The organism is Pseudomonas sp. dw_612 (assembly GCF_018449725.1).
Lineage (GTDB): Bacteria > Pseudomonadota > Gammaproteobacteria > Pseudomonadales > Pseudomonadaceae > Aquipseudomonas.
In genome coordinates, this window is record NZ_JAAVVC010000023.1 from 1 (window position 1) to 25,479 (window position 25,479).

A 25,479-nucleotide genomic window follows, 5' to 3' on the forward strand; every position below is an offset into this window, starting at 1 on the left:
ATGGATACCGTGGCTTATGACGACAGCACGGTGGCGGTCAGCATCAACCTGACAACTGGCGTCAATTCAGGGATTGCGGCCGGGGATACCTATGTCGGCATCGAAGCCCTTCGCGGCACCACGTTCAACGACATCTTTGTCGGTGGCTCCACTGCCATGGCGATTAATGGCGCACTGGGCCAGGACCTGGTCAGCTACGCACAGTCGTCCGGCGCCGTGACCATCGATCTGAAAACCAACGTCAACGCGGGCGATGCCGCTGGTGATACCTTCACCGGGGTCGAGATCTTCCAGGGCAGCGACTTTGCCGACACGTTGTCGGGATCGGTCAGCACCGACACGTTCATCGGTGGTGCAGGTGCCGACCTGATCGACGGGCGTGAAGGGGTGGACAATGCCTGGTACATCACCAGCGCCTCGGCCGTGAATATCAATCTGCAAACCGGCGTCAACCAGGGCGGCGATGCCCAAGGTGATGTGTTGCTCAATATCGAGCGCGTGGTGGGGAGTCACTTCAATGACACCCTCACCGGTGATGCAAACGGGAATATCTTTGAGGGTGGTTTCGGCAATGACCTGATCTATGGTGGCGACGGTGGCGATACCCTGTATGGCGGCCTGTATTCCCAGATCGGGCCGTTCACCCTTGACGGTGTTGCCAGCGGACCCCAGGCCGACATGCTGTATGGCGGTAACGGCAACGATTACATCATCAGCGCTGCCGATGATCGTGGCACCTTCGCTTTTGGCGAGGCCGGCGACGACAACATTACTGTGGTCAGCGGCACCGCCGATGGCGGTGATGGCAACGATGTATTGCTGGGCAAAGGTAATGACTTTGTCTTGCTTGGCGGTGCGGGCAGCGACCAGTTGACTCTGAATGTGAAGGGTGAGTTTGCCTGGAACATGAAGTCCGGTGGTTTCGCCAATGGTGGAGAGGGCAATGACGTCTATACCGTCAACACCAGCAACCTGGTGACGATCCGCGATGACGGCGTCAGCAAGGGCGACACGCTGGTACTGAACAATGTCCAGTCCGCGGACAATTTAATGCTCGCGCGGGTCGGTAATGATCTGTACCTCTACGATCGCTTCGATAACCAGGCAGACGTGCCCGACCACGGCGTGAAGCTTCAAGACTGGTTCGCAGGCTACAACACCATTGAGAAGTTCGTGGCGCTCAATGGGCAGGAACTGCCGATCAACCCTGATGCTTTCAGCATGTTTGGCTGACGTCCTCGGCCATTCGCCTTGGATGCCTGGAGCATCTGAAGGTCGTTGAGCCGATACATGCAGGGGGATCCGGTCGTGACTGATCGGGTTCCCCTTTTTCATTTCCGTCTGCGTGTCTGTCTATTTTTCCCTGCAAGGCGGCCCTCCACCGGACTTTCAGAGCTGGCGCGTTTCCTGCAAGTCCCCCTTCATATCGCCATAAAACGAGCACTCGCGCCTCGGCGGGCAGTGCACACAGCGGCGTTGAGCGTTTTATCCAGAAGGCCTGCAAAAGCTTGATACAGCTTGGTCGGGCCCTGTGACGAACAAGAGGGGAAGAGGATGAAGGCAGTTATTTTGGCGGGTGGCCTGGGCACGCGAATCAGCGAAGAGTCGCACCTCAAGCCCAAGCCGATGATCGAGATCGGCGGCAAGCCAATTCTCTGGCACATCATGAAGCAGTACTCCGCGCACGGAATCCACGATTTCGTGATTTGCCTTGGCTACAAGGGCTACGCGATCAAGGACTTCTTCGCCAACTACTTCCTGCACACCTCTGACGTCACGTTCGACATGTGCAACAACCGCATGGACGTTCACCAGAACTACAGCGAGCCGTGGCGCGTCACGTTGATCGACACCGGCGAAGACACCATGACCGGTGGCCGTCTGCGCCGCGCCGCGCGTTATCTGGAAGGCGAACAGGCCTTCTGCTTTACCTACGGCGATGGTGTTTCCGACCTGAATATCGGCGCCCTGGTGGATTTCCACCTGGCCCACGGCAAGCTTGCTACGGTGACCGCCGTGCAACCGCCGGGCCGTTACGGCGCCCTGGAGCGCGACGGTGACAGCGTCAAAGGCTTCATCGAGAAGCCGCGCGGTGACGGCGGCTGGATCAATGGCGGCTTCTTTGTCCTGTCGCCGAAAGTCTTGCCTTACATCGCCGACGATCAAACGTCCTGGGAAGCCGAACCGCTTGCGGCATTGGCCGGCGAAGAACAATTGCAGGCCTTCCAGCACGACGGCTTCTGGCATCCGATGGACACCCTGCGCGACAAGAATCATCTCGAAGCATTGTGGTTGAGTGGGGAGGCCCCATGGAAACAATGGGACTGAGCCCGGAATTCTGGCGCGGCAAGCGGGTTCTGGTCACCGGACACACCGGTTTCAAGGGCAGTTGGCTGACGTTGTGGCTGCAAAGCCTCGGGGCCGAAGTCAGCGGGTTTGCCCTGGATCCGTCCACCGAGCCAAGCCTGTTTGAACTGGCGCGGGTGCACGAAGGCATTAACGATCAGCGCGGTGACTTGCGTGACCTCGGCGCGTTGCTTGAGATCATCGCCGACACCGAGCCGGAGATTGTCCTGCACCTGGCGGCGCAACCGCTGGTGCGCGAAGGTTATCGCGATCCGTTGGGCACCTATTCCAGCAACGTCATGGGCACTCTTAACTTGCTGGAAGCGATCCGCCAGGTCGGTTGCGTGCGTGCCTGCGTGTTGGTGACCACCGACAAGGTCTACGCCAACCAGGAATGGCTGTGGCCGTACCGTGAGGACGAAGCCCTCGGTGGTCACGATCCTTACAGCAGCAGCAAGGCCTGTTGCGAATTGCTGGCGCAGTCCTATGCCGCGTCGTTCTTCCCGGCCGACAAACATGACGAGCACGGTCTGGCCCTGGCCACGGCCCGCGCCGGCAATGTGTTGGGCGGTGGTGATTTTGCGCCGGAGCGTTTGATTCCTGACGTATTGAAGGCCTGGTCCGCCGACGAACCCGTGACCCTGCGCTATCCGCAAGCCGTGCGCCCCTGGCAGCACGCGCTGGAGCCATTGGCCGGTTATCTGCAATTGGCGGCCGGCCTCTACGAGCAAGGCCCGGAATACGGCGGTGCGTGGAACTTCGGCCCGAGCGAAGCGGACATGTGCAGCGTCGGTGAAGTGGTCGAACTGCTCGCCAGTCGCTGGCCGCAAGCCCGTGGCCTGCGCATCGAACCGAGTGATTTGCATGAGGCCGGCCTGTTGCGTCTGGACAGCAGCCGCGCCCGTCAATTGCTCGGCTGGCAACCGCGCTGGTCGCTGCAAGATTGCCTGACCCAGACCCTCGACTGGCACCTGGCGTGGCAAAACGGCGACGACATGCGTGGCGTCACCCTGGGCCAGTTGAACCTGTACCGAGGCGCGTTGTGAGCGAATTTCTGTTGAACGCGTTGCCGCTGAACGGCTTGTTCAGCGTGCAGCACAAGCGCTTCGAAGACGATCGCGGGCATTTTGCCCGGCTGTTCTGCGAAGGCAGCCTGAGTGCTTTCGGTCAGGCATTTCATATCCGCCAGATCAATCATTCCTGCACCCGCGCGCGCGGCAGTGTGCGCGGTTTGCATTATCAAAACGCCGATGCGCCGGAAGCTAAATTGATCACCTGCCTGCGCGGTGAAGTCTGGGACGTGGCGGTGGATTTGCGCCCCGATTCCGAGACCTTCCTGCACTGGCACGCCGAGCACCTGCGGGCCGGCGACGGTCGCAGCCTGTTAATCCCGGCCGGGTTCGCCCACGGGTTCCAGACCCTCACCGATGACGCCGAGTTGCTGTACCTGCACAGCGCCGATTACGCGCCGGCCCACGAGGGTGGTTTGTCGGTGAACGATCCACGGCTGGCGATCGCCTGGCCGTTGCCTGTCAATAATCTGTCAGCCCGGGACGCCAGCCATCCCGTGCTCGATGAACACTTCGCCGGAGTGCGTCTATGAACTGCCGTGGTTGCGCTACGCCGCTGGCCTTGCCGCTGATCGACCTCGGCACTTCGCCGCCGTCCAACGCCTATGTGCGTGCCGATCAACTTGAGCAGGCCGAGCAGTGGGTGCCGTTGAAAGTCGCGGTGTGCCAGCACTGCTGGCTGGTGCAGACCGAGGATTACACCAGCGCCGACAGCCTGTTCGACGCCGAGTATGCGTATTTCAGTTCGTTCTCCAGCACCTGGCTGGCCCATGCCGAACGCTACGTGATCGAGATGGTCGAGCGTTTCGGCCTGACGCCTGACAGCCGTGTGGTGGAAATCGCCGCCAACGACGGTTACCTGTTGCAGTACGTCGCCGGGCGCGGCATTCCGTGCCTGGGCGTCGAGCCGACCCGCAGCACCGCACAAGCGGCCCGGGACAAAGGCCTGGAGATTCGCGAGCTGTTTTTCGGTCGCGACACCGCCGCGCAATTGGTCGCTGACGGTTGGTCCGCCGACCTGATGGCCGCCAACAACGTGCTGGCCCACGTCCCGGACATCAATGATTTCCTCGGCGGTTTTGCGACGCTGCTCAAACCCGCCGGCGTGGCGACTTTCGAGTTTCCGCAACTGCTGACGCTGATGGCCGGCCAGCAGTTCGACACGCTGTACCACGAACACTATTCCTACCTGTCCCTGACCGCCGTGCAAACCCTGTGCGCGCGCAATGGCCTGGAAGTGTTCGACGTCAGCCAGTTGTCGACCCATGGCGGTTCGCTGCGGGTATTTGTGCAGCGCCTCGATGGCGAACGTCGTGACGTGCAACCGGCAGTGCAGCAACAGTTGCAAGCCGAACTCGCGGCGGGCGTGAAAACCCCCGAGTACTACGCGACCCTGGCGCCAGCGGCCGAGCGCATCAAGCACGAACTGCTGCGCTTCCTGTTGCAGGCCAAGGCTGACGGCAAGCGCGTGGTCGGGTACGGCGCGGCGGCCAAGGGCAACACCTTGCTCAACTACGCCGGGGTCAAGCCTGACCTGCTGGCCTGGGTCGCCGATGCCAACCCGCACAAGCAGGGCAAGTACCTGCCGGGCAGCCGCATCCCGATTGTCTCGCCCGCGCAGATCGACCTCGAAAAACCGGATTACGTGCTGGTGCTGCCGTGGAACCTGCTGCACGAAGTCAGCCAGCAACTGGCCCAGGTCCGTGAATGGGGCGGCCGCTTCGTGATCGCCGTGCCCGAGTTGACCGTCCTGTGAAGGTGTTGGTCACCGGCGCTACCGGGTTCGTCGGCCGACATTTGGTCACGGCGTTGCTCGCCCGTGGTTGCGACGTCCGCGCCGTGGCGCGCAATGCCGAAACCGCAGCGGGTTTGCCGTGGATCAATGACGTGGAATTCATCGCGGCGGATATTCACGCCGAAGGCCTCGATATCGCCGCGCTGACCGCAGGCGTCGATGCCTTGGCGCATCTGGCCTGGCCCGGTTTGCCGAACTATCAGGCGCTGTTCCATTTCGAGCACAACCTGATGGCCGATTACCGATTCATCAAGGGGGCGGTCGAGGCGGGCGTGTCGCAGGTGTTGGTCACCGGCACCTGTTTCGAATACGGGATGCAGAGCGGGCCGCTCACCGAGCACGCCGCGCCGCAGCCGAGTAATCCTTACGGCTTGGCAAAAAACACGCTGCGGCTGTTTCTGGAAAATCTACAGAAGGTCCAGCCGTTCACTCTGCAATGGGCGCGGTTGTTTTACCTGCACGGCGAAGGCCAGAACCCCAACAGTTTGCTGGCGGCGCTGGACCGGGCGATCGATGCCGGCGACGACACCTTCAACATGTCGGCCGGTGAACAGCTGCGCGATTACCTGGCCATCGACACCGCCGCCGGTTACCTGGCGGCAATCCTGCATCGGCGGGATTTCAACGGGGTGGTCAATTGTTCCAGCGGCCAGCCGATATCGGTCAGGGCACTGGTGGAGCTGCAAGCACGCGGCGCCTCGATCAACCTGAATCTGGGCCACTACCCATACCCGACCCATGAACCGATGGCGTTCTGGGGCGTGGCGGACCGTTTGCAACAACTGCTGGGAGGCAATCATGAAGCATGAGTTGTATCGGGTCGCTGACCTGCCGGTGTTGCAGAACCGCACCTTCGCCGACCCGGAATCGGCCCGGGCCTCTGCTCGCGCCGACATGGTCCTGGTGCAGGATGAACAGAGCGGGTTGATCTTCAACGACGCCTTCGATGCCGACAAGCTCAGCTACGACGCCGACTACCAGAACGAGCAGGCGCATTCCGGCCAGTTCCAGCAGCACTTGAGCGATGTGGAAGGGATCATTGCCCGCCACTTCAAGGGCCAGGAACTGATCGAAGTCGGCTGCGGCAAAGGCTATTTCCTCGAACTGCTCAAAGGCCTGGGCTACGCCATCACCGGCATCGACCCGGCCTACGAAGGCACGAATGCCGACGTGATCAAGGCCCCGTTCACTCGTGGCCTGGGCCTGGCGGCGGACGCCATCGTGCTACGCCATGTACTGGAACACATTCAGGACCCGGTGAGTTTTCTCGCCGAAATGGCCGAGGCCAATCAGGGCGGGCAGATCTACATCGAAGTGCCGTGCTTCGACTGGATTCTGGAGCACCGCGCCTGGTTCGACCTGTTCTACGAGCACGTCAATTATTTCCGCCTCGATGACCTGCGCCGGATGTTCGGCACCGTGCACGAGGCCGGTCACCTGTTCGGTGGCCAATACCTGTACATCGTCGCCGACCTTGCGACCTTGCGTCTGACCCCGGAACAACCGGTTCCACGCCTGGACCTGCCAGCTAACTTCACCAGCAGCCTAGAGCGCGCGGTGCAGATCATCCAGGCCAACCCGCAGCAAGGCTCGGCGATCTGGGGTGCGTCGTCCAAAGGCGTGATCTATTCGCTGTTCCTGCAACGGGCCGGGATAGCGGTGGATCGCGTGGTGGATATCAACCCGGCCAAACAGGGGCGTTATCTGCCCCTGAGTGGCGTGCGGGTGTCGTCGCCCCAAGAGGCGATGGACGCGCTCCCCGAAGGCGCCAACCTGTTTGTGATGAACTCTAACTACCTCGAAGAAATCAAGCGGATGACCGGTGGACGCTATGTCTATCACGCCGTAGACAGCGCTTCGTTCCAGTGACTATTGAGACTTTTAAAATGACCGACAACACCATCAATAAAGCCTTCGAAGCCGAGTGCCAGGCAGAAATCGCGCGTCAGGGCGATGACCAGAAACTCACCGGCCTGGCCCGGGATTTCTTCAACGAATCGGCCAAGCACAAGTACAGCTACCACTTCTCGTGGATGGGCCGTCCGATCATCCAGTTGCCGCAAGACATGATGGCGATGCAAGAGATCATCTGGAACGTCAAACCGGACCTGGTGATCGAGTGCGGTATCGCCCACGGCGGTTCGATCATCTACTACGCCTCCCTGCTGGAGCTGCAAGGCCACGGCGAAGTCCTGGGCATCGATCTGGACATCCGCCCGCACAACCGCGACGCCATCGAAAGCCACCCGATGAGCAAGCGCATCAAGATGATCGAAGGTTCGAGCATCGACCCGGCGATCGCTGCCCAGGTCCGCGCGGCGGCCGAAGGCAAGAAAGTCATCCTGGTGCTCGATTCCAACCACACCCACGATCACGTGCTGGAAGAGCTGCGCCTCTACGCGCCACTGGTTTCCGTCGACAGCTACTGCGTGGTGATGGACACCGTGGTGGAAGACATGCCGGCCGACTTCTTCCCGAACCGTCCATGGGGCCCGGGCGACAACCCGAAAACCGCCGTGTGGAAGTACCTGGAAGAAAACCAGGACTTCGAGATCGACCAGCAGATGCAAAACAAGCTGCTGCTCACCGTTGCACCGGACGGCTACCTGCGTCGCGTTCGTTAATTTCGGCACATCATTAAAGCGTTAACCAGGCGTTTCGCCGGTTGTGGGAGAGGTTATGCAAGGCAAGTCCGTTTCTGAGCACATGTTGCCGTTGAATGAGCTACTGACGGTGGTGTTGATTTCCCACAACCGTCCGGCTTTTTTGCGCAGGGCGATGAAGTATTACGGCGACTTGCCTTGCAAAGTGCTGGTGCTCGATTCCGCCACCGAGCATTTCAAGGGCGAGATCCCCGACGTCGAATACCGGCACGTGCCGCAGTTTGCCTACAGTGGCTTCCAGGCAAAAATTGCCTATGGCGTGGAGCAAGTGACCACTCCGTACATGGTGCTGGCCGCCGACGATGACTTCATCGTGCATGAGGCGCTGGCCGAGTCGGTGGACTTCCTGGAAGCCAACGGCGACTACGGGATGTGCCACGGCTATTGCCTGATGTACCTGACACTCTCTGGCAGCGTGAGTTACTACCGCCGCGACAAGAAGGTGTGCGAGGACTATTCGTCCGAGCGGCCTCAGGATCGCATCGTGGACTACATGCGTCAGTACCTGCCGCCGTTCTATGCGGTGACCCGCACCAGCCTGATGAAATCCTGGTATGCGCTGTTGCCACCGGGCACCAGTTTCCAGTGGCAGGAAATCGGCCACGTGTATTACATGCTGGCGTGCGCCAAGGCGCGGATCCTGCCGACCGCTTACGTGGTGCGTGAGATCAACTACGGCAACTCCGAGCACAACACCGAGGTGTATCACTCGCTGACTTACACCGACGCCAAATCGGTTTCCGAGCGAAACGATTTCGCCGAGTTCCTCGTAACATTGCCAACCGGTATTGAGGGGCTCGATCCGGCACAGGGCAAAGCGTTCGTCATGGAAAGTTTCCAGGCCATGATCGACAGCCTGGAAAGCGGAAGAGCCCTGACGGCAGAGTTGATTTTCCAGTCCACTTGGAACAATGTCCTCAAGGAGCCCCAGCGTCGTTTCGGTCCCCTGCAATACATGGAAATGCCTTTCTACAATCAGGTATTTTTCGACAAGTTGACTCAGTTCGAATTCATGCTGCACACCCTGCCGGCCGGTCGCGTTCAGCTTGAAGCGCTCGAAGGCGTGTGGACTCGCCAGGAACACTTGCTGAGCCCGCGCAACAACGACACGCCGGAAAGCGTGGTCGATCGTTTGTGGCAAGCCTACGACTGCAACGCGTTCAACCGCACGGTGGTCAAGCGCCTGACCGCGCAACTGGAGTTGCTGGGCGAAGACGAAGACGCACAGTCGATGCGCGACTGGAGCGAACGCTTGGATGCGGTTTCGGCCGAGGACCATTACCCGACGTTCGAAAAAATGCTCTCCGGTCGCTTGCTCAAGTGGCTGGAATCAAGAGCGCCCGACGTCGCACAGGCCGAATCGATTGCCCGGCATCTGGCTGCCAATGACGGTGGCCCGCAGTTCGGTATCCTCTTGCTCGACCTGGATAATGACGTCGACAAATTGCAGGTCACCCTCGACAGCTTGCTCGAAGGCCACAGCAAGGCGTTCAAGGTTGTGGTCTTCACCACCGGCGAAGCACCGGCGGCAACATCGGCGCAAAATACCCTGCACTTTGTCCGGGTCACGCAAAGCAATTTTGTCGATAAGCTGAATCTGAGCGCCAACCAGTCGTCTTGCGACTGGCTGCTGCTGGCCGAGGCTGGCGATGAGTTCACCGCCGGCGGCCTGTTGCGTGCCAGTCTGGAACTGTTATCCGCCACCGATGTGCGCGCCGTGGCCATCGATGAGATCCAGCGTACCGACACCGGTTCTCTGGTGGATGTGTTCCGACCGGGCTTCAATCTGGACCTGCTGCAAAGCCTGCCGGCCCTGATGGCGCGGCACTGGCTGATCCGTCGTGATGTGTTGATTGATGCCGGTGGGTACCAGCCTGACTTCAGCAAGGCCCTGGAATTCGACTTGCTGCTGCGCATCATCGAGGAGGGTGGCCTGAGCGGTCTGGCCCATCTGGACGAGCCGCTGCTGATCGCCCAGGCGCCGGTGCTGGAAGAAAACGCCCATGAACGCCTGGCGTTGTTGCGTCACTTGGGCAACCGTGGCTACAAGGCCAAAATCACCTCGGCAAACCCTGGCACCTATCAGATCGACTACCGCCATACCGAGCGTCCGCTGGTGTCGATCATCCTCCCGGCCGGGGACGATCTGGCGCTGTTGCAACAATGCCTGCAAGGCGTGCTGCTGCGTACCCGTTACACCCGATATGAAGTCCTGGTCGCGGTCAACCCGAATCAGTCGGCCGAAGTCAACGATTGGTTGGGCGCTCATCAGCATCCTAAACTGCGCGTCCTGTGCGCTGATCGACCACTGAGCGACGTGGCGCTGTACAACGCCGCGAGCCAGGAGGCGCAAGGCGAATACCTTGTGCTGCTGGCGGTGGACGGTGAAGTGGTCAATCCGAACTGGATCGAATCGCTGCTCAACCATGGCCAGCGTCCCGAAGTGGGCATCGTGGGGGCCAAACTGGTCAATCGCGAAGGCCGGGTCACGCAAGCCGGTTTGATTCTGGGCTTGAATGGCGGCGTCGGTTCAGCCTTTATCGGCGAACGCTATGAAGCCAGCAACAGCTACCTGCAGCGTCTGGTGCTGGAGCAGAACTATTCGGCGGTGTCGAAGGCGTGCCTGATGGTGCGCAAAGAACTGTTCAACGCCTTGGGTGGCCTGGATGACGTGACGTTTGCCGAAGGCTTGAGCGACGTCGATCTGTGCCTCAAGGCCGGCCAGGCCGGTTACCTCACGGTGTGGACGCCGTTGGTTCAGGTGATTCATCCGGGCGTGGTGTCGCAGGCGCCGGAGTTGCTCGATGCCTTGCGTGAAAAATGGGCCGCAGCCTTCGCTCAGGATCAGGCCTACAACGCCAACCTGGCGTTGACCGGCAAGGGGTTTGCCCTGGGTGAAAGCGCCCCGGTGAACTGGGCGCAGTTGCTCGCATAAACCTGGCTGACAGGCACAAGGACTCACGGCATGTTCAACGGCAAATCGATTTTCATCTCCGGCGGCACAGGGTCGTTCGGGCGCAACTTCATCCGCCGCTTGCTGGAGCAATATCAGCCCAAACGCGTGGTGGTGTTCTCCCGGGACGAGCTCAAGCAGTACGAGATGCAGCAGACGTTCAACGCGCCGTGCATGCGCTATTTCCTTGGGGATGTGCGCGACGCCGAGCGTCTGCGTCAGGCCATGCGCGGCATTGATTACGTGGTGCATGCCGCGGCCCTGAAGCAAGTGCCGGCGGCCGAATACAACCCGACCGAATGCATTCGCACCAACGTCAACGGCGCGGAAAACATCATCGCTGCGGCGATCGATAACGGCGTGAAGCAAGTGGTCGCGCTGTCCACCGACAAGGCGGCCAGCCCGATCAACCTGTACGGCGCGACCAAGTTGCTGTCGGACAAGTTGTTCGTGGCCGCCAATAACATTGCCGGCGAACAGCAGACCCGGTTTTCCGTGGTGCGCTACGGCAACGTGGCCGGTTCGCGCGGCTCGGTGGTGCCGTTCTTCAGCAAGCTGATCAACGAAGGCGCCACCGAACTGCCGATCACCGACGAACGCATGACGCGCTTCTGGATCACCCTCGATCACGGTGTGCAGTTCGTGCTCGACAGCTTTGCCCGGATGCACGGCGGTGAAGTGTTCGTGCCGAAGATCCCGTCGATTCGCATCGTCGATCTGGCGCGGGGCATGGCCGGGCACTTGCCGCACAAGCACGTGGGAATTCGTCCGGGGGAAAAACTCCATGAGTTGATGGTGCCGCTGGACGACGCGCGCATGACCCTGGAATTCGCCGATCACTACACGATCCAGCCGTCGATCCGCTTCACCAGCGTCGACGTGGACTTTGCCGTGGACCGGTTGGGCGAGCAGGGCAAACCGGTGAGCGAAGACTTCGAATACCGCTCCGACACCAATCCGCATTACCTGTCGGTCGGCCAGATTGCCGACCTGCACGCGGACCTGTCGGCATGATTCCCTACGGTCGGCAAAGTCTCGACCAGGCCGACATCGATGCGGTGGTCGCCGTGTTGCAGTCCGACTGGCTGACCCAAGGGCCGACCATCGAGCGTTTCGAACAGGCCATAGCCGAACGTTGCCAGGCCGATTTCGCGGTGGCGGTGTGTAACGCCACGGCGGCGCTGCACATTGCTTGCCTGGCGGCTGGCCTCGGGCCGGGTGATCGGTTGTGGACCACGCCCAATACCTTTTTGGCCTCGGCCAATTGCGCTCGCTACTGTGGCGCCGAGGTGGACTTCGTTGACATCGATCCGCTGACCTGGAACCTCGATGCCTACGCCCTGAAAGCCAAACTGGAAGCGGCGGAGGACAGCGGCACGCTGCCCAAAGTGCTGGTGGCGGTGGCGTTCTCCGGGCAGAGCTGCGACCTGCGCATGATGGCCGAACTGGCTGAGCGTTATGGTTTCACGATCATCGAGGATGCTTCCCACGCGGTCGGCGCGTCCTATGCCGGCCGGCCGGTGGGTTGCGGTGAATTCGCGGCGATGACCGTGTTCAGTTTTCATCCGGTGAAAATCATCACCAGCGCCGAGGGTGGCATGGTGCTGACCAATCGCCGTGACCTGGCCGAGCGCCTGCAACGCCTGCGCAGCCACGGCATGACCCGCGACCCCGCACACATGACCGAACCCAGCCACGGCCCCTGGTATTACCAGCAAGTCGAACTGGGCTTCAACTACCGCATCACCGACCTGCAAGCCGCGCTCGGGCTGTCGCAGCTGAACAAACTGGATGACTTCATCGCGCGCCGACGTGAACTGGCGGCGCGTTATGACCGCTTGCTCGCGTACTTGCCGCTGACCTTGCCCAGCCCTCAGCCCGAGGCCGAGTCGGCGTGGCATCTGTATGTGGTGCGCTTGCAGCTGGATCGCATCAACCTCAGCCATCGGCAGGTGTTCGAAGGTCTGCGCGCGGCCGGGGTCGGTGTGAACCTGCATTACATTCCGGTTCATTTACAGCCGTACTATCGTGACCTGGGCTTTGCCGAAGGGGACTTCCCGGAGGCCGAGCGTTACTACGCCGAGGCCATCAGCCTGCCGCTGTTCCCGTTGCTCAGCGATGAACAACAGGATTACGTAGTCGAACAACTGCGACGGCTGACCGAATAAACACAAGGCTGTTGGATAGCCTTGTAGGAGCTGCCGGAGGCTGCGATCTTTTGATCTTTTCAATCTCGCTGAAAAACAAGATCAAAAGATCGCAGCCTTCGGCAGCTCCTACAGGGATTGCATCTGGCCTGAGAGATAAGCGGATGGGAATTGTGCAATGCGCGAACTGAGTGAGCAGGAAAAATTCTGGCAGGGCGATTTCGGTAACCAATACGTCGACCGCAACGTCGGCCAACCGCTGGTAGCCGCCAATCTCGCCTTGTTCGCCAAGGCATTGACCCGCGCCGGGCGAATCGAAAGCCTGGTGGAACTGGGCACCAATGCCGGCAACAATTTGCAGGCGCTGCGTCAGCTGTTGCCTCAATGTGAATTGTTCGGGGTGGAGATCAATGAAAGCGCGTATGCCCAGGCCCAGGCGCTGGGGATTGCGCAGATCTGGCACGGTTCGCTGTTCGATTTCCCCCGCGAGCGGACCTTTGACCTGACCTTGAGCAAAGGCGTGCTGATCCATCTGGCGCCGGAGTTGTTGCCGGCGGTGTACGCGCAGTTGTATGAATTGAGCCAGCGTTACATCCTGATCGCCGAGTACTACAACCCGGCACCGGTGGAAGTCTCGTATCGCGGCAACAGCGGCAAGTTGTTCAAACGTGATTTTGCCGGTGAAATGCTCGATCGTTATGATGACCTGCAACTGCTGGATTACGGGTTTGGCTATCATCGCGACCCGCAATTTCCGGTAGACGACATTACTTGGTTCCTGCTGGAAAAACGCCCTTGAACAACGTCGCAATCATCCCGGCCCGCGGTGGCAGCAAACGCATACCGCGCAAGAACCTCAAGCCGTTCGACGGCGTGCCGATGATTGCCCGTTCGATTAAAACCGCCCTCGATTCGGGGCTGTTCGCCCACGTGGTGGTCAGTACCGACGATGACGAAATTGCCGAATTGGCCCGGGCCTGTGGTGCGCAGGTGCCGTTCATGCGCCCGGCGGCGCTGGCGGACGATTTCACCGGCACGGCGGCGGTGATGGTCCATGCGCTGCAATCGTTGCAGGACCAGGATTTTGATTTTGCCTGTTGTCTCTACGCCACGGCGCCGCTGCTGCAAACGCGATTTCTGCAACAGGGCATGGCCTTGCTGGAGCAGCACCCGGACAAATCCTTCGCGTTCTCGGTGTGCGACTTCGGTTTTCCGGTGCAACGGGCCCTGACCCTTGATGAAGCGGGCGCATTGACCGCGTTGTACCCGCAGTTTCGTGAGACGCGTTCCCAGGATCTGCCGCCGGCCTATCAGGACGCCGGGCAGTTCTATTGGGGGCGCCGCAGCGCCTGGATGCGCGGCGATGTGCTGTATTCACCGCAAAGCCTGCCGGTGATCCTGCCCCGATATCTGGTGCAAGACATCGACACCTTCGAGGACTGGAAACGCGCCGAGTACCTCTACGCCGCCTTAAAGGCCGGCGGTGAATTGCAATGAGGGTGCTGATTCGCGCCGACGCGTCGCCGACCATCGGCAGCGGTCATATCGCCCGTTTGCTGCCCTTGGCCAGGACCTTGCGCAAGCAAGGCGTACACGTCGCGTTTGCATGTCGTGCGTTGCCGGGCCATCGGCTGGACAGTCTGGCGGCCGAAGGCTTTGAAACGTTCCGCTTGCCCGATTGCTATCCCGATGAAGACCCGCAACAAGCCATCGAAGCCATGTTGCCGTGGCAGGCGGACATTACCGCGCTAGGCCTGGCGCTGGACAACCAGCCGTCTTTCGACTGGATCATCGTCGATCACTACGGCCTCGACCATCACTGGCAGACCGCGGCGCGCCGCTGGGCGCCACGGATCGCGGCGGTGGATGATCTGGCGACGCGCACCTACGACGTCGATCTGCTGCTCAACCAGAATCTCTCGGGTACGCCCGAGGCTTATGCCGGACGGATTCCCGTCGATTGCCGGACCTTGCTGGGCCCCCGTTTTGCGATGCTGCGGGACGAGTTCTGCGGCCCGGCGATTGCAATCAAACCCCGAGCCAAACGCGTACTGGTGAATTTCGGCGGCTTCGATGCGGCACGACAAACCCATCACGCCATGCTGGCGCTGGCGGATTTTCATGCGCTAGACGTCGACTTCGTCGCCGGGGCCGACAACCCGGCCTGGGACGCGATGCAAACCTTGGCGAGCGCTCGTCCGAATTGGCGCCTGCACAGTTTTGTCAGCGACTTTCACCGATTGATGACCGAGGCCGACCTGTTTGTGGGCGCGGGTGGCGGCACCAGTTGGGAGCGGGCGGCCCTGGGGCTGCCGACAATTTGCATTGCCGTGTCGAATAACCAGCAAGCCAACGGTGAGGTCATGGCCACCTCGGGCGCTCATGTATTCCTCGGGAGACGCGAGCAGGTCAGCGTCGAGCAGTTGCGTCAGGCCATCGGTTTTGTCGCGGACAACCAAGGCTTGCGCCTGAGCCTGGCTGAGCGTTCCCGGCAATTGGTCGATGGCCGGGGGGCGCAACGGGTGGCGGCTGCGTTGATCGGTGCGGTGTTGCCGGTGCGTGCGGCAACGCTGGACGATGCGCGATTGTTGTTCGAGGGGCGTAATGCTGAAGCCGTGCGGCGCTGGTCGCTGGACAGCCGCGTCATCGATTGGCCGTCGCATCAGGCCTGGCTGGCCGCGAGTTTGAGCAACGAGCAGCGCTTGCTGCTGATCGCCGAGGCCGGTGATGGCCCGGTCGGTGCGCTGCGTTACGATCTTCACGGCGTCAGCGCAGAAGTCTCGATTTATCTGTTCGACGGCCGCTTCGGTCTGGGCTGGGGCAGGGCGCTGCTGGCTCGCGGCGAAGCGTTCGTGAAGGCCCATTGGCCGCAACTGCAAACCATCACTGCCCAGGTCTTGCCTGCCAACCAGCCGTCGCTGAGTCTGTTTCGCGAAGCCGGTTTCACCCAGCATGCCTGCGCGTTCACCCGGGTTTTAAAGGATCACTGCAATGACTAGCTTCAAGATTGGCGAGCGCTTGATCGGTGCCGAGGCGCCGCCGTTCATCATTGCCGAAATGAGTGGCAACCATAACCAGTCGCTGGAGGTGGCGCTGCAAATCGTCGAAGCCGCGGCCAAGGCCGGTGCCCACGCCTTGAAGTTGCAAACCTATACCGCCGAGACCATGACCCTGGACCTCGATGAAGGCGAGTTCTTCATCAAGGACCCCAACAGCCTGTGGGCCGGCACGTCGTTGTACGCGTTGTACGAGAAGGCCCATACGCCGTGGGAATGGCACGCGCCGATTTTCGCCCGGGCCCAAGAGTTGGGCATGCTTGCCTTCTCGACGCCGTTCGACGACACCGCCGTGGATTTCCTCGAAAGCCTCGACGTGCCGGCGTACAAGATTGCCAGTTTCGAAAACACTGACCTGCCGCTGATCCGGCGGGTCGCCGCGACCGGCAAACCGCTGATCATCTCCACCGGCATGGCGAGCATCGCCGAACTCGACGAAACCGTGCGCGCCGCCCGTGAAGCGGGGTGCAAGGATTTGGTGCTGCTCAAGTGCACCAGCACTTATCCGGCGACGCCGGCCAACAGCAATGTGCGGACCATCCCGCATCTGCGGGAATTGTTTGGTTGCGAGGTCGGGTTGTCCGATCACTCCATGGGTGTCGGGGTTTCCGTTGCCGCCGTGGCGCTCGGGGCCACGGTGGTGGAAAAACACTTCACCCTCGACCGTGCCGCCGGCGGTGTGGACGCCAGTTTCTCACTTGAGCCGGCGGAACTGGCCAGCCTGGTGCTTGAAACCGAGCGCGCCTGGCAGGCCATGGGGCAGGTGCATTACGGCGTCACTGACGCCGAGCGCAAGTCGCTGGTGTACCGGCGCTCGCTGTACGTCACCCAGGACATGGCCGCCGGAGAGCCCTTCACCACCTCTAATCTGCGGGCCATCCGCCCAGGCCTGGGGTTGGCCCCCAAGCACGCTGAAACCCTGCTGGGCCGCCGCGCCCGCCAAGCCATCAAGCGCGGAACAGCGCTGGACTGGTCATTGGTCGAATAACCCTTGTCGGGCTGATTCGGCAAAATAGCGTGACCTGTGAGTCATAACGCGCATCTTCACTGTATTGTATTGACCGGGGAGATGGCGCCTGGCCCTTTATCGGGTCCAGTGATAGCCCTTGACGCTTCCCGCTGTCGCCCGTCGGGCGGCTGAAAATCTTTGTATGTCGGCGCCCCTCGAATCCTTGCGAGCGGTGGTATTGGGCTGTTTATTATTGGGAAGCCGTAATGATTGGCATAAAAAGCATTGCGAGCTACGTTCCTGTAGCCGGCGTGGACAATTACGCACAAGGTGCAAAATTCGAGAAGGATGAAGAGTTCATCCTGGGCAAGATCGGTTCGGTCTTCCTGCCGCGCAAAGACGCTGAGCAAGAAACCTCGGACCTGTGTGTCGAAGCAGCCAATGCGCTGTTCGCCAACAACCCCGATTTGAAACGTGAAGCCGTTGACGTGCTGATCGTCGTCACCCAGAACGGTGACGAAGAAGGCCTGCCACACACCGCCGCGATCGTGCAGGACAAGCTGGGCCTGTCGACCAACGTGGCGGCGTTTGATATTTCCCTGGGCTGCTCGGGCTACGTCTACGGCATCTACGCGATCAAGGGCTTCATGGAAGCCGCCGGCCTGAAAACCGGTCTGCTGATCACCGCCGATCCGTATTCCAAGATCGTCGACCCGGAAGACCGCAACACCACCATGCTGTTTGGCGATGCCGCCACCGCGACCTGGATGGGCGAAGACGCGCCGTGGCAACTGGGCAAGGCCAAGTTCGGCACCGACGGTTCGGGCGCGCCGCATTTGAAGGTCACTGATGGCGTGTTCTATATGAACGGTCGTCAGGTCTTCAACTTCGCGTTGCTCAAAGTCCCGGCGCACTTGCATGAATTGCTCGATGAGTCCGGCCTGAAAGCTGACGATATCGACGCGTTCTGCATCCACCAGGGCAGTGCGGCGATTGTCGATGCGGTGGCCCGGCGCTTCGAAGGCGAGCCGGAGAAGTTCATCAAGGACATGGTCGAGACCGGTAACACCGTGTCGTCGAGTATTCCGTTGTTGCTGGAAAAACACGTCCTGGACTCGGACTGGAAGCGCGTTGCGCTGAGCGGTTTCGGGGTAGGGCTGTCGTGGGGTTCGGCGATCATCTATCGCCCTTGAACCCCATTCCCGTAGGAGCTGCCGAAGGCTGCGATCTTTTGATCTTGATCCGTTTGTTCAAGGCCGCCGAAAAACAGGATCAAAAGATCGCAGCCTTCGGCAGCTCCTACAGGGGTATCTGCGGTCATTAGCACGATACAAAAAATAGCGTTCAAGGGTTAACCTTGAGCGCTATTTTTTGCCTGTAGGAAGAGCGAGGCCGCATGAGCGACAGCTTTGACGATAATGCCCGTGTGATCGAGCGTCGCTGGCCGACGCTGTTTGCGAGATTGATGCTGGAAGACAGCACGGCGATCCAGGCCGAATTGTCCGAAGGGCTGGGTTCGACGCTGAGTATTGGTGGCATCCAGCTCACCAGTCGGCATGACCGTGTGCATGAAGCCCGTGTGCAGGCGGCCAGCCTGCCGACGGGCAAGGCGCAATTGCATGTCTATGGCACGGGCCTTGGGGATTTGCCGGCGATCCTGCTGGAGCGCAACGAGCTCGAGCGGCTGTACGTGCATATCCTCAACGGCGCCCTGTTTGCCTTGGTACTGCAACTGCTCGACCAGCGACATTGGCTCGACGACCCGCGCGTGGAGTTGCTGTACGCCGGCGATCAGGCGGATATCTACACGCCGTTTTTTGCGTTGCCCTCCGAAATGGTGCTGGCGGATGACTTCAACGCGAAGATTCGCGATCGACTGGTCAGCGAAGTGCACCTCAGTTTCAACAACCGTGATTTCGATCCGCAGTCCCCGGCGATTGTGCAGCGATTGCAGGACAGCCTTGAGCTGCTGCTCGCCGATGATGACGTCGCGCAGCTTTTCGGTACGTGTGCGGGCCGGGAAATCTATGTGATCGGCACCGGTCCCAGCCTTGAAAGTCATTTCGAACGCTTGGCGTCGGTGCGTGAACAGGCGCAACGGCCGCTGTTCATTTGTGTCGACACCGCCTATCGACCCTTGCGTGAACACGGGATCAAGCCTGACCTGGTGGTGAGCATCGATCAGCGCATCAGTTTTCGGCATTTGCCTTTCGAGGAGTCCGATGGCATCCCGCTGGTGTATCTGCCCATGAGCGATCCTCAGGTGTTGAAGGCCTGGAAGGGCAAGCGTTATGGCGGCTACTCGGCCAGCCCGATCTACGCCACGCTGCGTCAACAACACGCCAGGGCGCAGCTCTACGTGGGCGGCAGTGTGATTCATCCGGCCGTAGACCTGGCGGTGAAGATGGGCGCTGATCGGGTCACGCTGTTCGGCGCCGACTTTGCCTTCCCGATGAACAAGACCCATGCCGGCTGGAACGACGGTGATCTGGGGCCAGGGGTGAACCTGGCCCGGCACTGGGTGCGTGACGGGCATGGCGAGCGGGTCAGGACGCAGCTGAATTTCCGCAGCTATCTGTGTGAGCTGGAGCGCTACATCGCCGGGCACCCCGAGGTGCGCTTCTTCAACAGCAGTCGGGCGGGCGCCATGATCGCCGGTACACAGTTCAATCAGGAGTTCGTGCAGTGAATGCGCTTTCGCAATGCGTCAACGAATGTCGGCAGTGCGCAGGTTTGTTTCGTCTGGGCCGGGATGTCGAGGCCGCGTTGAACATGGTTGATGTGTTCGATGAGGCTCAGCGGCTTTTATTGACGGCGCCGCAAGACGTGCAATTGAAATGGACGCAGGTGCTTATCCAAATGCTGGCGTGTCAGGAGCGCCAGGATTGGTTGGGCCTCGCCGACTTCATGGAATACGAATTGGTGGATTTGCTGGAAGGCGATCAGGTTTGAACGCTGGGGGACGGCTCTGGTTGGGATGTTTGGGTATCGGACGGTTTTATGGCGTCATTTTTCGGGTGGTCAGAGGGCGCTAAGCCTTTGTTTTGTAGGGGGTGGCAGTGTGATGGCAAATTTTTTCAAAAAAGCCCTCAAGCAACCTGCATTCCCGACGATAACTATTACGAAGGTTCTCTAGGCCATACCCGGCGGTTGCCAGGGCCGGAAGCCGCAGTACCCAACCAACGAGGAATTCGTCATGGCTTTAACAGTAAACACCAACACCACGTCGTTGAACGTTCAGAAAAACCTGAACCGGGCTTCCGACGCTCTGTCGACTTCGATGTCTCGTCTGTCTTCCGGCCTGAAAATCAACAGCGCTAAAGACGACGCTGCCGGCCTGCAGATCTCCAACCGTATGTCCAGCCAGATTCGTGGCCAGAACGTTGCGGTTAAAAACGCCAACGACGGTATCTCGATGGCTCAGACCGCTGAAGGCGCTCTGCAAGAATCGACCAACATTCTGCAACGTATGCGTGAACTGGCTGTACAAGCACGTAACGGCACCAACGGCACTGCTGACCAAACCGCAACCAACGCCGAATTCGCTCAGATGTCTGACGAACTGACTCGTATCGCGGCTTCGACCAACCTGAACGGCAAGCAACTGCTGGACGGTTCGGCTGGCACCATGACCCTGCAGGTTGGTTCCAACACTGGTACTGCCAACCACATCGATCTGGTTCTGAGCTCCAAGTTCGACGCCGTCAGCCTGTCGGTAGGTAGCGGTACTGTTGTTCTGACCGGTACTACCGGTACTGGCGTAAGCTCGGCTGCTGCCAACATCGACAACGCGATCACCGCGATCGACGCTGCAATCGCTGCCATCGGTGCAACCCGTGCAAACCTGGGTGCTTCGCAAAACCGTCTGACCAGCACCATCTCCAACCTGCAAAACATCACTGAAAACGTTACTGCTGCACAAGGTCGCGTACAAGATACCGACTTCGCCGCAGAAACCGCTAACCTGACCAAACAGCAAACTCTGCAACAAGCTTCCACCGCTGTTCTGGCCCAGGCTAACCAGCTGCCATCCGCTGTACTGAAACTGCTTCAGTAATATCGGATTGAGTTTTGGCGGGGGGGTGCGCTTGCGTGCTCTCTCGCTTTTTCCGTTTAAGAGGTGATGGTCATGGACATGAGCGTGAAGCTGAACTTGTCTTACCCGGCTGTAAAACCGGCGGTCAGTACTACCGAAAAGCCGGCCGACAAGCCTCGCGCCGAGAGTACCCAGGCTGTCGCTGTCAGCAATAGCTCGGATTCGGATAACTCAGACAATTCGGATAAGTTGAAAATGGCCGTTCAGGAGATCGAAAAGTTCGTTCAGTCGGTCAAGCGTAACCTCGAATTTTCCATCGATGAAACGTCCGGCAAGGTCATCGTCAAGGTGATTGCCAGCGAATCCGGTGAAGTCATTCGACAGATTCCGTCAGCTGAAGCCATGAAACTGGCTGAAAGCCTGCACAACGCCAGTAACGTTTTGTTCGACGCCAAGGCCTGACACTGGCATGAAACGTGTTTGTACGATCATTGTCCGCGCATAGTGGTCAAAAGACCGGCGACACACAGAGAGGGAGATGCACATGGCAAGTCCAATTCTACCGGGTTCGGGTCTAGGGTCCGGTCTCGACATCGGTGCGATCGTGACCGCGCTGGTCAACTCCGACAAATCGGCCAAGCAGACGCTGATCACCAATCAGACGTCCATCAACACGGCCAAGATTTCCGCTACCGGTTCGTTGAAGTCGGCTCTGGCAGCATTCCAGACCGCGATGACCAACCTGGGCAAAAAAGATGCGCCGGCGTTTTCCGGTTTTACCGCCACGTCGAGCACGCCAACGACATTGACCGTCACCTCGGATAACACCGCGGTAAACGGCAGCTATAGCGTTGTCGTCAACAACCTGGCAACCGGTTCGAAAGTGGCCAGTGCGGCGTTTGCCGGCGGAGCCACCAGTGCCATTCCGACTGGTACGCTGAAAATCAGTCAAAATGGTATTGATTACCCGGTGACCATTGCTGCGGGCGCCACCCTGCAGACAACCCGTGATGCGATCAACACCACGCTGCAAAGCAAGGGCATCAGCGCCAACATCGTGACCGATGCCAATGGTTCGCGCTTGGTGATTGGTTCGACCGTGACGGGCGCAGGTTCGGATCTTAGCGTCAGCGGTATTGCCGGCCTGGAAATCGATGGCACCAACAGCCTGGGGACCACTCCGGCGGCCGGTGCCTCCGGCAACATCGGTGGTTTGGCCACGGATGCCAAGGTCACGATCGATGGTTTGACCGTCACCAGCAAAAGCAACACGATCAGCCAGGCGGTCGGCGGTCTTAACATGACCCTGGTCGCGGCCAATGCAACCCCGGTTACGGTCACCGTCGGCACCAACACCGACGGCCTGAAAACCTCGTTGCAGTCATTCGTCGATGCCTACAACACCGTGATCAACACCCTCACCACCCTGACCAAGCCAAGCCTGGATGATGAAGGTAACCCGACCATCGGTGCGGCTTTGACCGGTGACTCTCTGCCACGCAACCTGATCACCGCCGTGCGCAATGAGCTGGTGGCGCCGGGTGCGGGCGGTCAATTGTCGGTACTCTCGCAGTTGGGCATTCAGACCGATCAGAAGACCGGTACGTTGACTATCGACGCAACCAAATATGCCAAGGCCATGGCCACTCCGGGGATGAGCAGTTCGGTACAGAACCTGTTCACCGGTACTGACACTAAAAACGGCCTGCTGGCACGCATGTCGGCGGCGATCACGCCTTACTCCCAAACCGGCGGTATCCTCGATCAGCGCAACACCAGTCTGAGCAAGGTCCAGAAGGACCTGAGCACGCAGCAGACGGCGCTGGACCTGCGAGTGACCAACCTGACCGCGTCCCTGACGGCGAAGTACAACGCGATGGACCTGTTGGTCGGCCAAATGAAGGCCACCGCCAGCAACATCACCGGCTTCTTCGCGTCGCTGAACGCGCAGCAGTCCGCCAAGTAGTCATGGGCTGACGACAAAAACCCGGCTACGCTTTTCGGCGTGCGCCGGGTTTTTGTCTTCTGATCTAAAGTTTTCAGACTCGCAGGCGATACACTGGTCATACGAGTCATTGAGTGGCATGAGGTAGAACATGAATCCGATGTTAGCCCTTCGGCAATATCAGAAGGTTGGGGCGCAGGCCCAGACGTCCGAAGCAAGTCCGCACCGTCTGGTGCAAATGCTGATGGAAGGCGGCCTGGATCGCATCGCCCAGGCCAAAGGTGCAATGGAGCGCAAGGACATTCCCAGCAAGGGTTCGTCGATCAGCAAAGCCATTGGCATCATCGGTGGTTTGCGCGAAGGCCTGGACCTGGAAAAGGCAGCCGACACCGTCGGTGAGCTCGACCGTCTCTACGCTTACATGATGAAGCGCCTCGCCGAGGCGAACATCAAGAGCGACCCGCGGATTCTCGATGAAGTCGCTGGTCTGCTGCGCACGGTCAAAGAAGGCTGGGACGCCATCGCCGCGCCTGGTCCGCAGTTTTAAGGAGATCATCATGAGTCTTGTCTTGCAGCGAATCGAACAAACCCGTGAAGCGCTGGTCGGTGCACTGGCCGAGCGCAACTGGGAGGCGATCGGTCAATTGGACCTGGATTGCCGTTCCTGCATGGAAGATGTCTTGAGTGAAGCTTCGCTGGACGAGGTCGCGTTGCGCGCCAATCTTGAGGAGTTGCTGGGGGTCTACAAGGAGCTTCTTGAGGTGGCGATGGGGGAGAGACAAGCGATAGTCGACGAGATGTCTCAGATCCATCAAGCACAGAATGCCGCAAAGGTTTACCATCTGTTTGGTTAATTAATCCCCGGTTAATCCAAACAGTGCGCCATAAATTTGACTGTGCGCGGTTTTTTGACTTAACTAGTGGCTGGTTCCAGATTTCAGGCGTCTACAGGCACACTGTGTCTGCAAGCGTCTAGCTTGCCCCCTCATTTCGGGCATTGAGTTGACTAGGGAAGTTGCTATTGCATGTGGCGTGAAACCAAAATTCTGCTGATTGATGACGATAGCGTCCGTCGCCGCGATTTAGCGGTGATTTTAAATTTTCTCGGTGAAGAAAATTTACCCTGCGGCAGCCATGACTGGCAGCAGGCGGTCGGCTCATTGTCATCAAGTCGTGAAGTCATTTGCGTACTTATCGGGACGGTCAGTGCTCCTGGTGCGCTTTTGGGCTTGTTAAAGACACTCTCAACCTGGGATGAGTTCCTTCCGGTTTTGTTAATGGGCGATAATTCTTCCGTTGACCTGCCTGAAGACCAGCGTCGCCGAGTGCTTTCGACCCTCGAGATGCCGCCCAGCTACAGCAAATTGCTCGACTCCCTGCACCGTGCTCAGGTCTATCGCGAGATGTACGACCAGGCCCGCGAGCGCGGTCGTCACCGTGAACCCAATCTGTTCCGCAGCCTCGTCGGCACCAGCCGGGCGATCCAGCACGTGCGCCAGATGATGCAACAAGTGGCCGACACCGATGCCAGCGTGCTGATCCTCGGCGAGTCCGGCACCGGCAAGGAAGTGGTCGCGCGCAATCTGCACTATCACTCCAAGCGTCGTGATGCACCGTTTGTTCCGGTCAACTGTGGGGCGATCCCGGCCGAGTTGCTGGAAAGCGAACTGTTCGGCCACGAAAAGGGCGCCTTCACCGGGGCGATCACCAGTCGCGCCGGGCGTTTCGAACTGGCCAACGGCGGCACGCTGTTCCTCGACGAAATCGGCGACATGCCGTTGCCGATGCAGGTCAAGCTGCTGCGCGTGTTGCAAGAGCGCACCTTCGAACGTGTGGGCAGCAACAAGACCCAGAGCGCTGACGTACGCATCATTGCGGCGACCCACAAGAATCTCGAAAGCATGATCGAGATCGGCGCCTTCCGCGAAGACTTGTACTACCGCCTGAACGTGTTCCCGATCGAGATGGCGCCACTGCGCGAGCGCGTCGAAGACATCCCGCTGCTGATGAACGAATTGATTTCGCGCATGGAGCACGAAAAGCGTGGCTCGATCCGCTTCAACTCGGCGGCGATCATGTCGCTGTGCCGTCACGGCTGGCCGGGCAACGTCCGCGAGCTGGCCAACCTGGTGGAACGCATGGCGATCATGCATCCGTACGGGGTGATCGGTGTGGTCGAGCTGCCGAAGAAATTCCGTTACGTCGATGACGAAGACGAGCAACTGGTCGACAGCCTGCGCAGCGATCTTGAAGAGCGCGTGGCCATCAACGGCCACACTCCGGACTTCACGGCCAACGCCATGCTGCCGCCGGAAGGCCTGGATCTGAAGGACTACCTCGGTGGTCTGGAACAAGGCCTGATTCAGCAGGCGCTGGATGATGCCAATGGCATCGTGGCACGCGCCGCTGAACGCCTGCGTATTCGTCGTACCACTCTGGTGGAGAAGATGCGCAAGTACGGTATGAGTCGTCGTGATGGTGATGAACAGGCGGATGATTGACGCCTGTTTTTCAAGTGC

The 25,479-nt window shown here is 59.9% G+C and carries 24 protein-coding genes; all 24 read left to right on the forward strand.

Features of this window, described 5'->3' with window-relative positions; all coding sequences use genetic code 11:
• Positions 1-1,233, forward strand: a 1,233-nt coding sequence (locus tag HB680_RS26800; RefSeq protein ID WP_276572273.1) for a calcium-binding protein, incomplete at its 5' end; no start/stop codon positions are given.
• A gap of 321 nt (positions 1,234-1,554) precedes the next feature.
• Complete coding sequence (gene rfbF / locus HB680_RS26805) at positions 1,555-2,328, forward strand: glucose-1-phosphate cytidylyltransferase (protein WP_213941416.1); 774 nt, start codon at positions 1,555-1,557, stop codon at positions 2,326-2,328.
• A complete protein-coding gene (gene rfbG, locus HB680_RS26810) occupies positions 2,310-3,392 on the forward strand; it encodes a CDP-glucose 4,6-dehydratase (protein ID WP_213941417.1) in 1,083 nt (360 codons plus the stop codon). Before rfbF ends, rfbG begins: the two co-directional genes overlap by 19 nt.
• Entirely contained in the window at positions 3,389-3,949 is a 561-nt protein-coding gene (gene rfbC / locus HB680_RS26815) for a dTDP-4-dehydrorhamnose 3,5-epimerase family protein (protein ID WP_213941418.1), read from the forward strand. Before rfbG ends, rfbC begins: the two co-directional genes overlap by 4 nt.
• Positions 3,946-5,172, forward strand: a complete 1,227-nt coding sequence (locus HB680_RS26820; RefSeq protein WP_213941419.1) for a class I SAM-dependent methyltransferase — start codon at positions 3,946-3,948, stop codon at positions 5,170-5,172. The genes rfbC and HB680_RS26820 overlap by 4 nt, the downstream gene beginning before the upstream one ends.
• Positions 5,169-6,020 (forward strand): NAD-dependent epimerase/dehydratase family protein, encoded by an 852-nt coding sequence (locus HB680_RS26825; protein WP_213941420.1) that lies wholly within the window; start codon positions 5,169-5,171, stop codon positions 6,018-6,020. Before HB680_RS26820 ends, HB680_RS26825 begins: the two co-directional genes overlap by 4 nt.
• A complete protein-coding gene (locus HB680_RS26830; protein WP_213941421.1) occupies positions 6,010-7,080 on the forward strand; it encodes a class I SAM-dependent methyltransferase in 1,071 nt (356 codons plus the stop codon). Before HB680_RS26825 ends, HB680_RS26830 begins: the two co-directional genes overlap by 11 nt.
• Before the next feature lie 17 nt (positions 7,081-7,097).
• Entirely contained in the window at positions 7,098-7,835 is a 738-nt protein-coding gene (locus tag HB680_RS26835; RefSeq protein WP_213941422.1) for a cephalosporin hydroxylase family protein, read from the forward strand.
• 55 nt (positions 7,836-7,890) lie between these two features.
• Positions 7,891-10,809 carry a TIGR00180 family glycosyltransferase gene (locus HB680_RS26840; protein ID WP_213941423.1) on the forward strand — a complete coding sequence of 973 codons (2,919 nt, stop codon included), beginning with the start codon at positions 7,891-7,893 and terminating at the stop codon, positions 10,807-10,809.
• Between the two features lie 30 nt (positions 10,810-10,839).
• The gene (gene pseB, locus HB680_RS26845; RefSeq protein WP_213941424.1) at positions 10,840-11,841 is read left to right on the forward strand and encodes a UDP-N-acetylglucosamine 4,6-dehydratase (inverting); all 1,002 of its coding nucleotides are present in this window, start codon (positions 10,840-10,842) and stop codon (positions 11,839-11,841) included.
• Positions 11,838-12,995 carry a UDP-4-amino-4,6-dideoxy-N-acetyl-beta-L-altrosamine transaminase gene (pseC, locus tag HB680_RS26850; protein ID WP_213941425.1) on the forward strand — a complete coding sequence of 386 codons (1,158 nt, stop codon included), beginning with the start codon at positions 11,838-11,840 and terminating at the stop codon, positions 12,993-12,995. The genes pseB and pseC overlap by 4 nt, the downstream gene beginning before the upstream one ends.
• A 157-nt stretch (positions 12,996-13,152) precedes the next feature.
• Positions 13,153-13,773, forward strand: a complete 621-nt coding sequence (locus tag HB680_RS26855; protein ID WP_213941426.1) for a pseudaminic acid biosynthesis-associated methylase — start codon at positions 13,153-13,155, stop codon at positions 13,771-13,773.
• Positions 13,770-14,471 (forward strand): pseudaminic acid cytidylyltransferase, encoded by a 702-nt coding sequence (pseF, locus tag HB680_RS26860; RefSeq protein WP_213941427.1) that lies wholly within the window; start codon positions 13,770-13,772, stop codon positions 14,469-14,471. Before HB680_RS26855 ends, pseF begins: the two co-directional genes overlap by 4 nt.
• Positions 14,468-15,973, forward strand: a complete 1,506-nt coding sequence (gene pseG / locus HB680_RS26865) for a UDP-2,4-diacetamido-2,4,6-trideoxy-beta-L-altropyranose hydrolase (protein WP_213941428.1) — start codon at positions 14,468-14,470, stop codon at positions 15,971-15,973. The genes pseF and pseG overlap by 4 nt, the downstream gene beginning before the upstream one ends.
• Positions 15,966-17,018 (forward strand): pseudaminic acid synthase, encoded by a 1,053-nt coding sequence (gene pseI, locus HB680_RS26870; RefSeq protein ID WP_213941429.1) that lies wholly within the window; start codon positions 15,966-15,968, stop codon positions 17,016-17,018. The genes pseG and pseI overlap by 8 nt, the downstream gene beginning before the upstream one ends.
• Before the next feature lie 227 nt (positions 17,019-17,245).
• Positions 17,246-18,172 carry a ketoacyl-ACP synthase III gene (locus HB680_RS26875; RefSeq protein ID WP_213941430.1) on the forward strand — a complete coding sequence of 309 codons (927 nt, stop codon included), beginning with the start codon at positions 17,246-17,248 and terminating at the stop codon, positions 18,170-18,172.
• 203 nt (positions 18,173-18,375) lie between these two features.
• Complete coding sequence (locus HB680_RS26880) at positions 18,376-19,668, forward strand: 6-hydroxymethylpterin diphosphokinase MptE-like protein (RefSeq protein WP_213941431.1); 1,293 nt, start codon at positions 18,376-18,378, stop codon at positions 19,666-19,668.
• Positions 19,665-19,931: a hypothetical protein gene (locus HB680_RS26885; RefSeq protein WP_213941432.1), complete on the forward strand. Its 267-nt coding sequence runs from the start codon at positions 19,665-19,667 to the stop codon at positions 19,929-19,931. Before HB680_RS26880 ends, HB680_RS26885 begins: the two co-directional genes overlap by 4 nt.
• A 244-nt stretch (positions 19,932-20,175) precedes the next feature.
• A complete protein-coding gene (locus HB680_RS26890; protein WP_054049306.1) occupies positions 20,176-21,036 on the forward strand; it encodes a flagellin domain-containing protein in 861 nt (286 codons plus the stop codon).
• 72 nt (positions 21,037-21,108) lie between these two features.
• Complete coding sequence (locus HB680_RS26895) at positions 21,109-21,477, forward strand: flagellar protein FlaG (protein WP_213941433.1); 369 nt, start codon at positions 21,109-21,111, stop codon at positions 21,475-21,477.
• 82 nt (positions 21,478-21,559) lie between these two features.
• The gene (gene fliD, locus HB680_RS26900; protein ID WP_213941434.1) at positions 21,560-22,981 is read left to right on the forward strand and encodes a flagellar filament capping protein FliD; all 1,422 of its coding nucleotides are present in this window, start codon (positions 21,560-21,562) and stop codon (positions 22,979-22,981) included.
• 130 nt (positions 22,982-23,111) lie between these two features.
• A complete protein-coding gene (gene fliS, locus HB680_RS26905) occupies positions 23,112-23,507 on the forward strand; it encodes a flagellar export chaperone FliS (protein WP_213941435.1) in 396 nt (131 codons plus the stop codon).
• 10 nt (positions 23,508-23,517) lie between these two features.
• Positions 23,518-23,814 carry a hypothetical protein gene (locus HB680_RS26910; RefSeq protein WP_054049314.1) on the forward strand — a complete coding sequence of 99 codons (297 nt, stop codon included), beginning with the start codon at positions 23,518-23,520 and terminating at the stop codon, positions 23,812-23,814.
• Between the two features lie 171 nt (positions 23,815-23,985).
• On the forward strand, positions 23,986-25,461 hold the full coding sequence (locus HB680_RS26915; RefSeq protein WP_213941436.1) for a sigma-54 dependent transcriptional regulator: 1,476 nt from the start codon (positions 23,986-23,988) through the stop codon (positions 25,459-25,461).
• The last annotated feature ends 18 nt before the right edge of the window (positions 25,462-25,479 follow it).

Coding starts and splice junctions, on each gene's coding strand:
- rfbF (WP_213941416.1), top strand. CDS start 1,555: ATGAAGGCAGTTATTTTGGCGGGTGGCCTGGGCACGCGAATCAGCGAA.
- rfbG (WP_213941417.1), top strand. CDS start 2,310: ATGGAAACAATGGGACTGAGCCCGGAATTCTGGCGCGGCAAGCGGGTT.
- HB680_RS26820 (WP_213941419.1), top strand. CDS start 3,946: ATGAACTGCCGTGGTTGCGCTACGCCGCTGGCCTTGCCGCTGATCGAC.
- HB680_RS26830 (WP_213941421.1), top strand. CDS start 6,010: ATGAAGCATGAGTTGTATCGGGTCGCTGACCTGCCGGTGTTGCAGAAC.
- HB680_RS26835 (WP_213941422.1), top strand. CDS start 7,098: ATGACCGACAACACCATCAATAAAGCCTTCGAAGCCGAGTGCCAGGCA.
- HB680_RS26840 (WP_213941423.1), top strand. CDS start 7,891: ATGCAAGGCAAGTCCGTTTCTGAGCACATGTTGCCGTTGAATGAGCTA.
- pseB (WP_213941424.1), top strand. CDS start 10,840: ATGTTCAACGGCAAATCGATTTTCATCTCCGGCGGCACAGGGTCGTTC.
- pseC (WP_213941425.1), top strand. CDS start 11,838: ATGATTCCCTACGGTCGGCAAAGTCTCGACCAGGCCGACATCGATGCG.
- HB680_RS26855 (WP_213941426.1), top strand. CDS start 13,153: ATGCGCGAACTGAGTGAGCAGGAAAAATTCTGGCAGGGCGATTTCGGT.
- pseG (WP_213941428.1), top strand. CDS start 14,468: ATGAGGGTGCTGATTCGCGCCGACGCGTCGCCGACCATCGGCAGCGGT.
- pseI (WP_213941429.1), top strand. CDS start 15,966: ATGACTAGCTTCAAGATTGGCGAGCGCTTGATCGGTGCCGAGGCGCCG.
- HB680_RS26875 (WP_213941430.1), top strand. CDS start 17,246: ATGATTGGCATAAAAAGCATTGCGAGCTACGTTCCTGTAGCCGGCGTG.
- HB680_RS26880 (WP_213941431.1), top strand. CDS start 18,376: ATGAGCGACAGCTTTGACGATAATGCCCGTGTGATCGAGCGTCGCTGG.
- HB680_RS26890 (WP_054049306.1), top strand. CDS start 20,176: ATGGCTTTAACAGTAAACACCAACACCACGTCGTTGAACGTTCAGAAA.
- HB680_RS26895 (WP_213941433.1), top strand. CDS start 21,109: ATGGACATGAGCGTGAAGCTGAACTTGTCTTACCCGGCTGTAAAACCG.
- fliD (WP_213941434.1), top strand. CDS start 21,560: ATGGCAAGTCCAATTCTACCGGGTTCGGGTCTAGGGTCCGGTCTCGAC.
- fliS (WP_213941435.1), top strand. CDS start 23,112: ATGAATCCGATGTTAGCCCTTCGGCAATATCAGAAGGTTGGGGCGCAG.
- HB680_RS26910 (WP_054049314.1), top strand. CDS start 23,518: ATGAGTCTTGTCTTGCAGCGAATCGAACAAACCCGTGAAGCGCTGGTC.
- HB680_RS26915 (WP_213941436.1), top strand. CDS start 23,986: ATGTGGCGTGAAACCAAAATTCTGCTGATTGATGACGATAGCGTCCGT.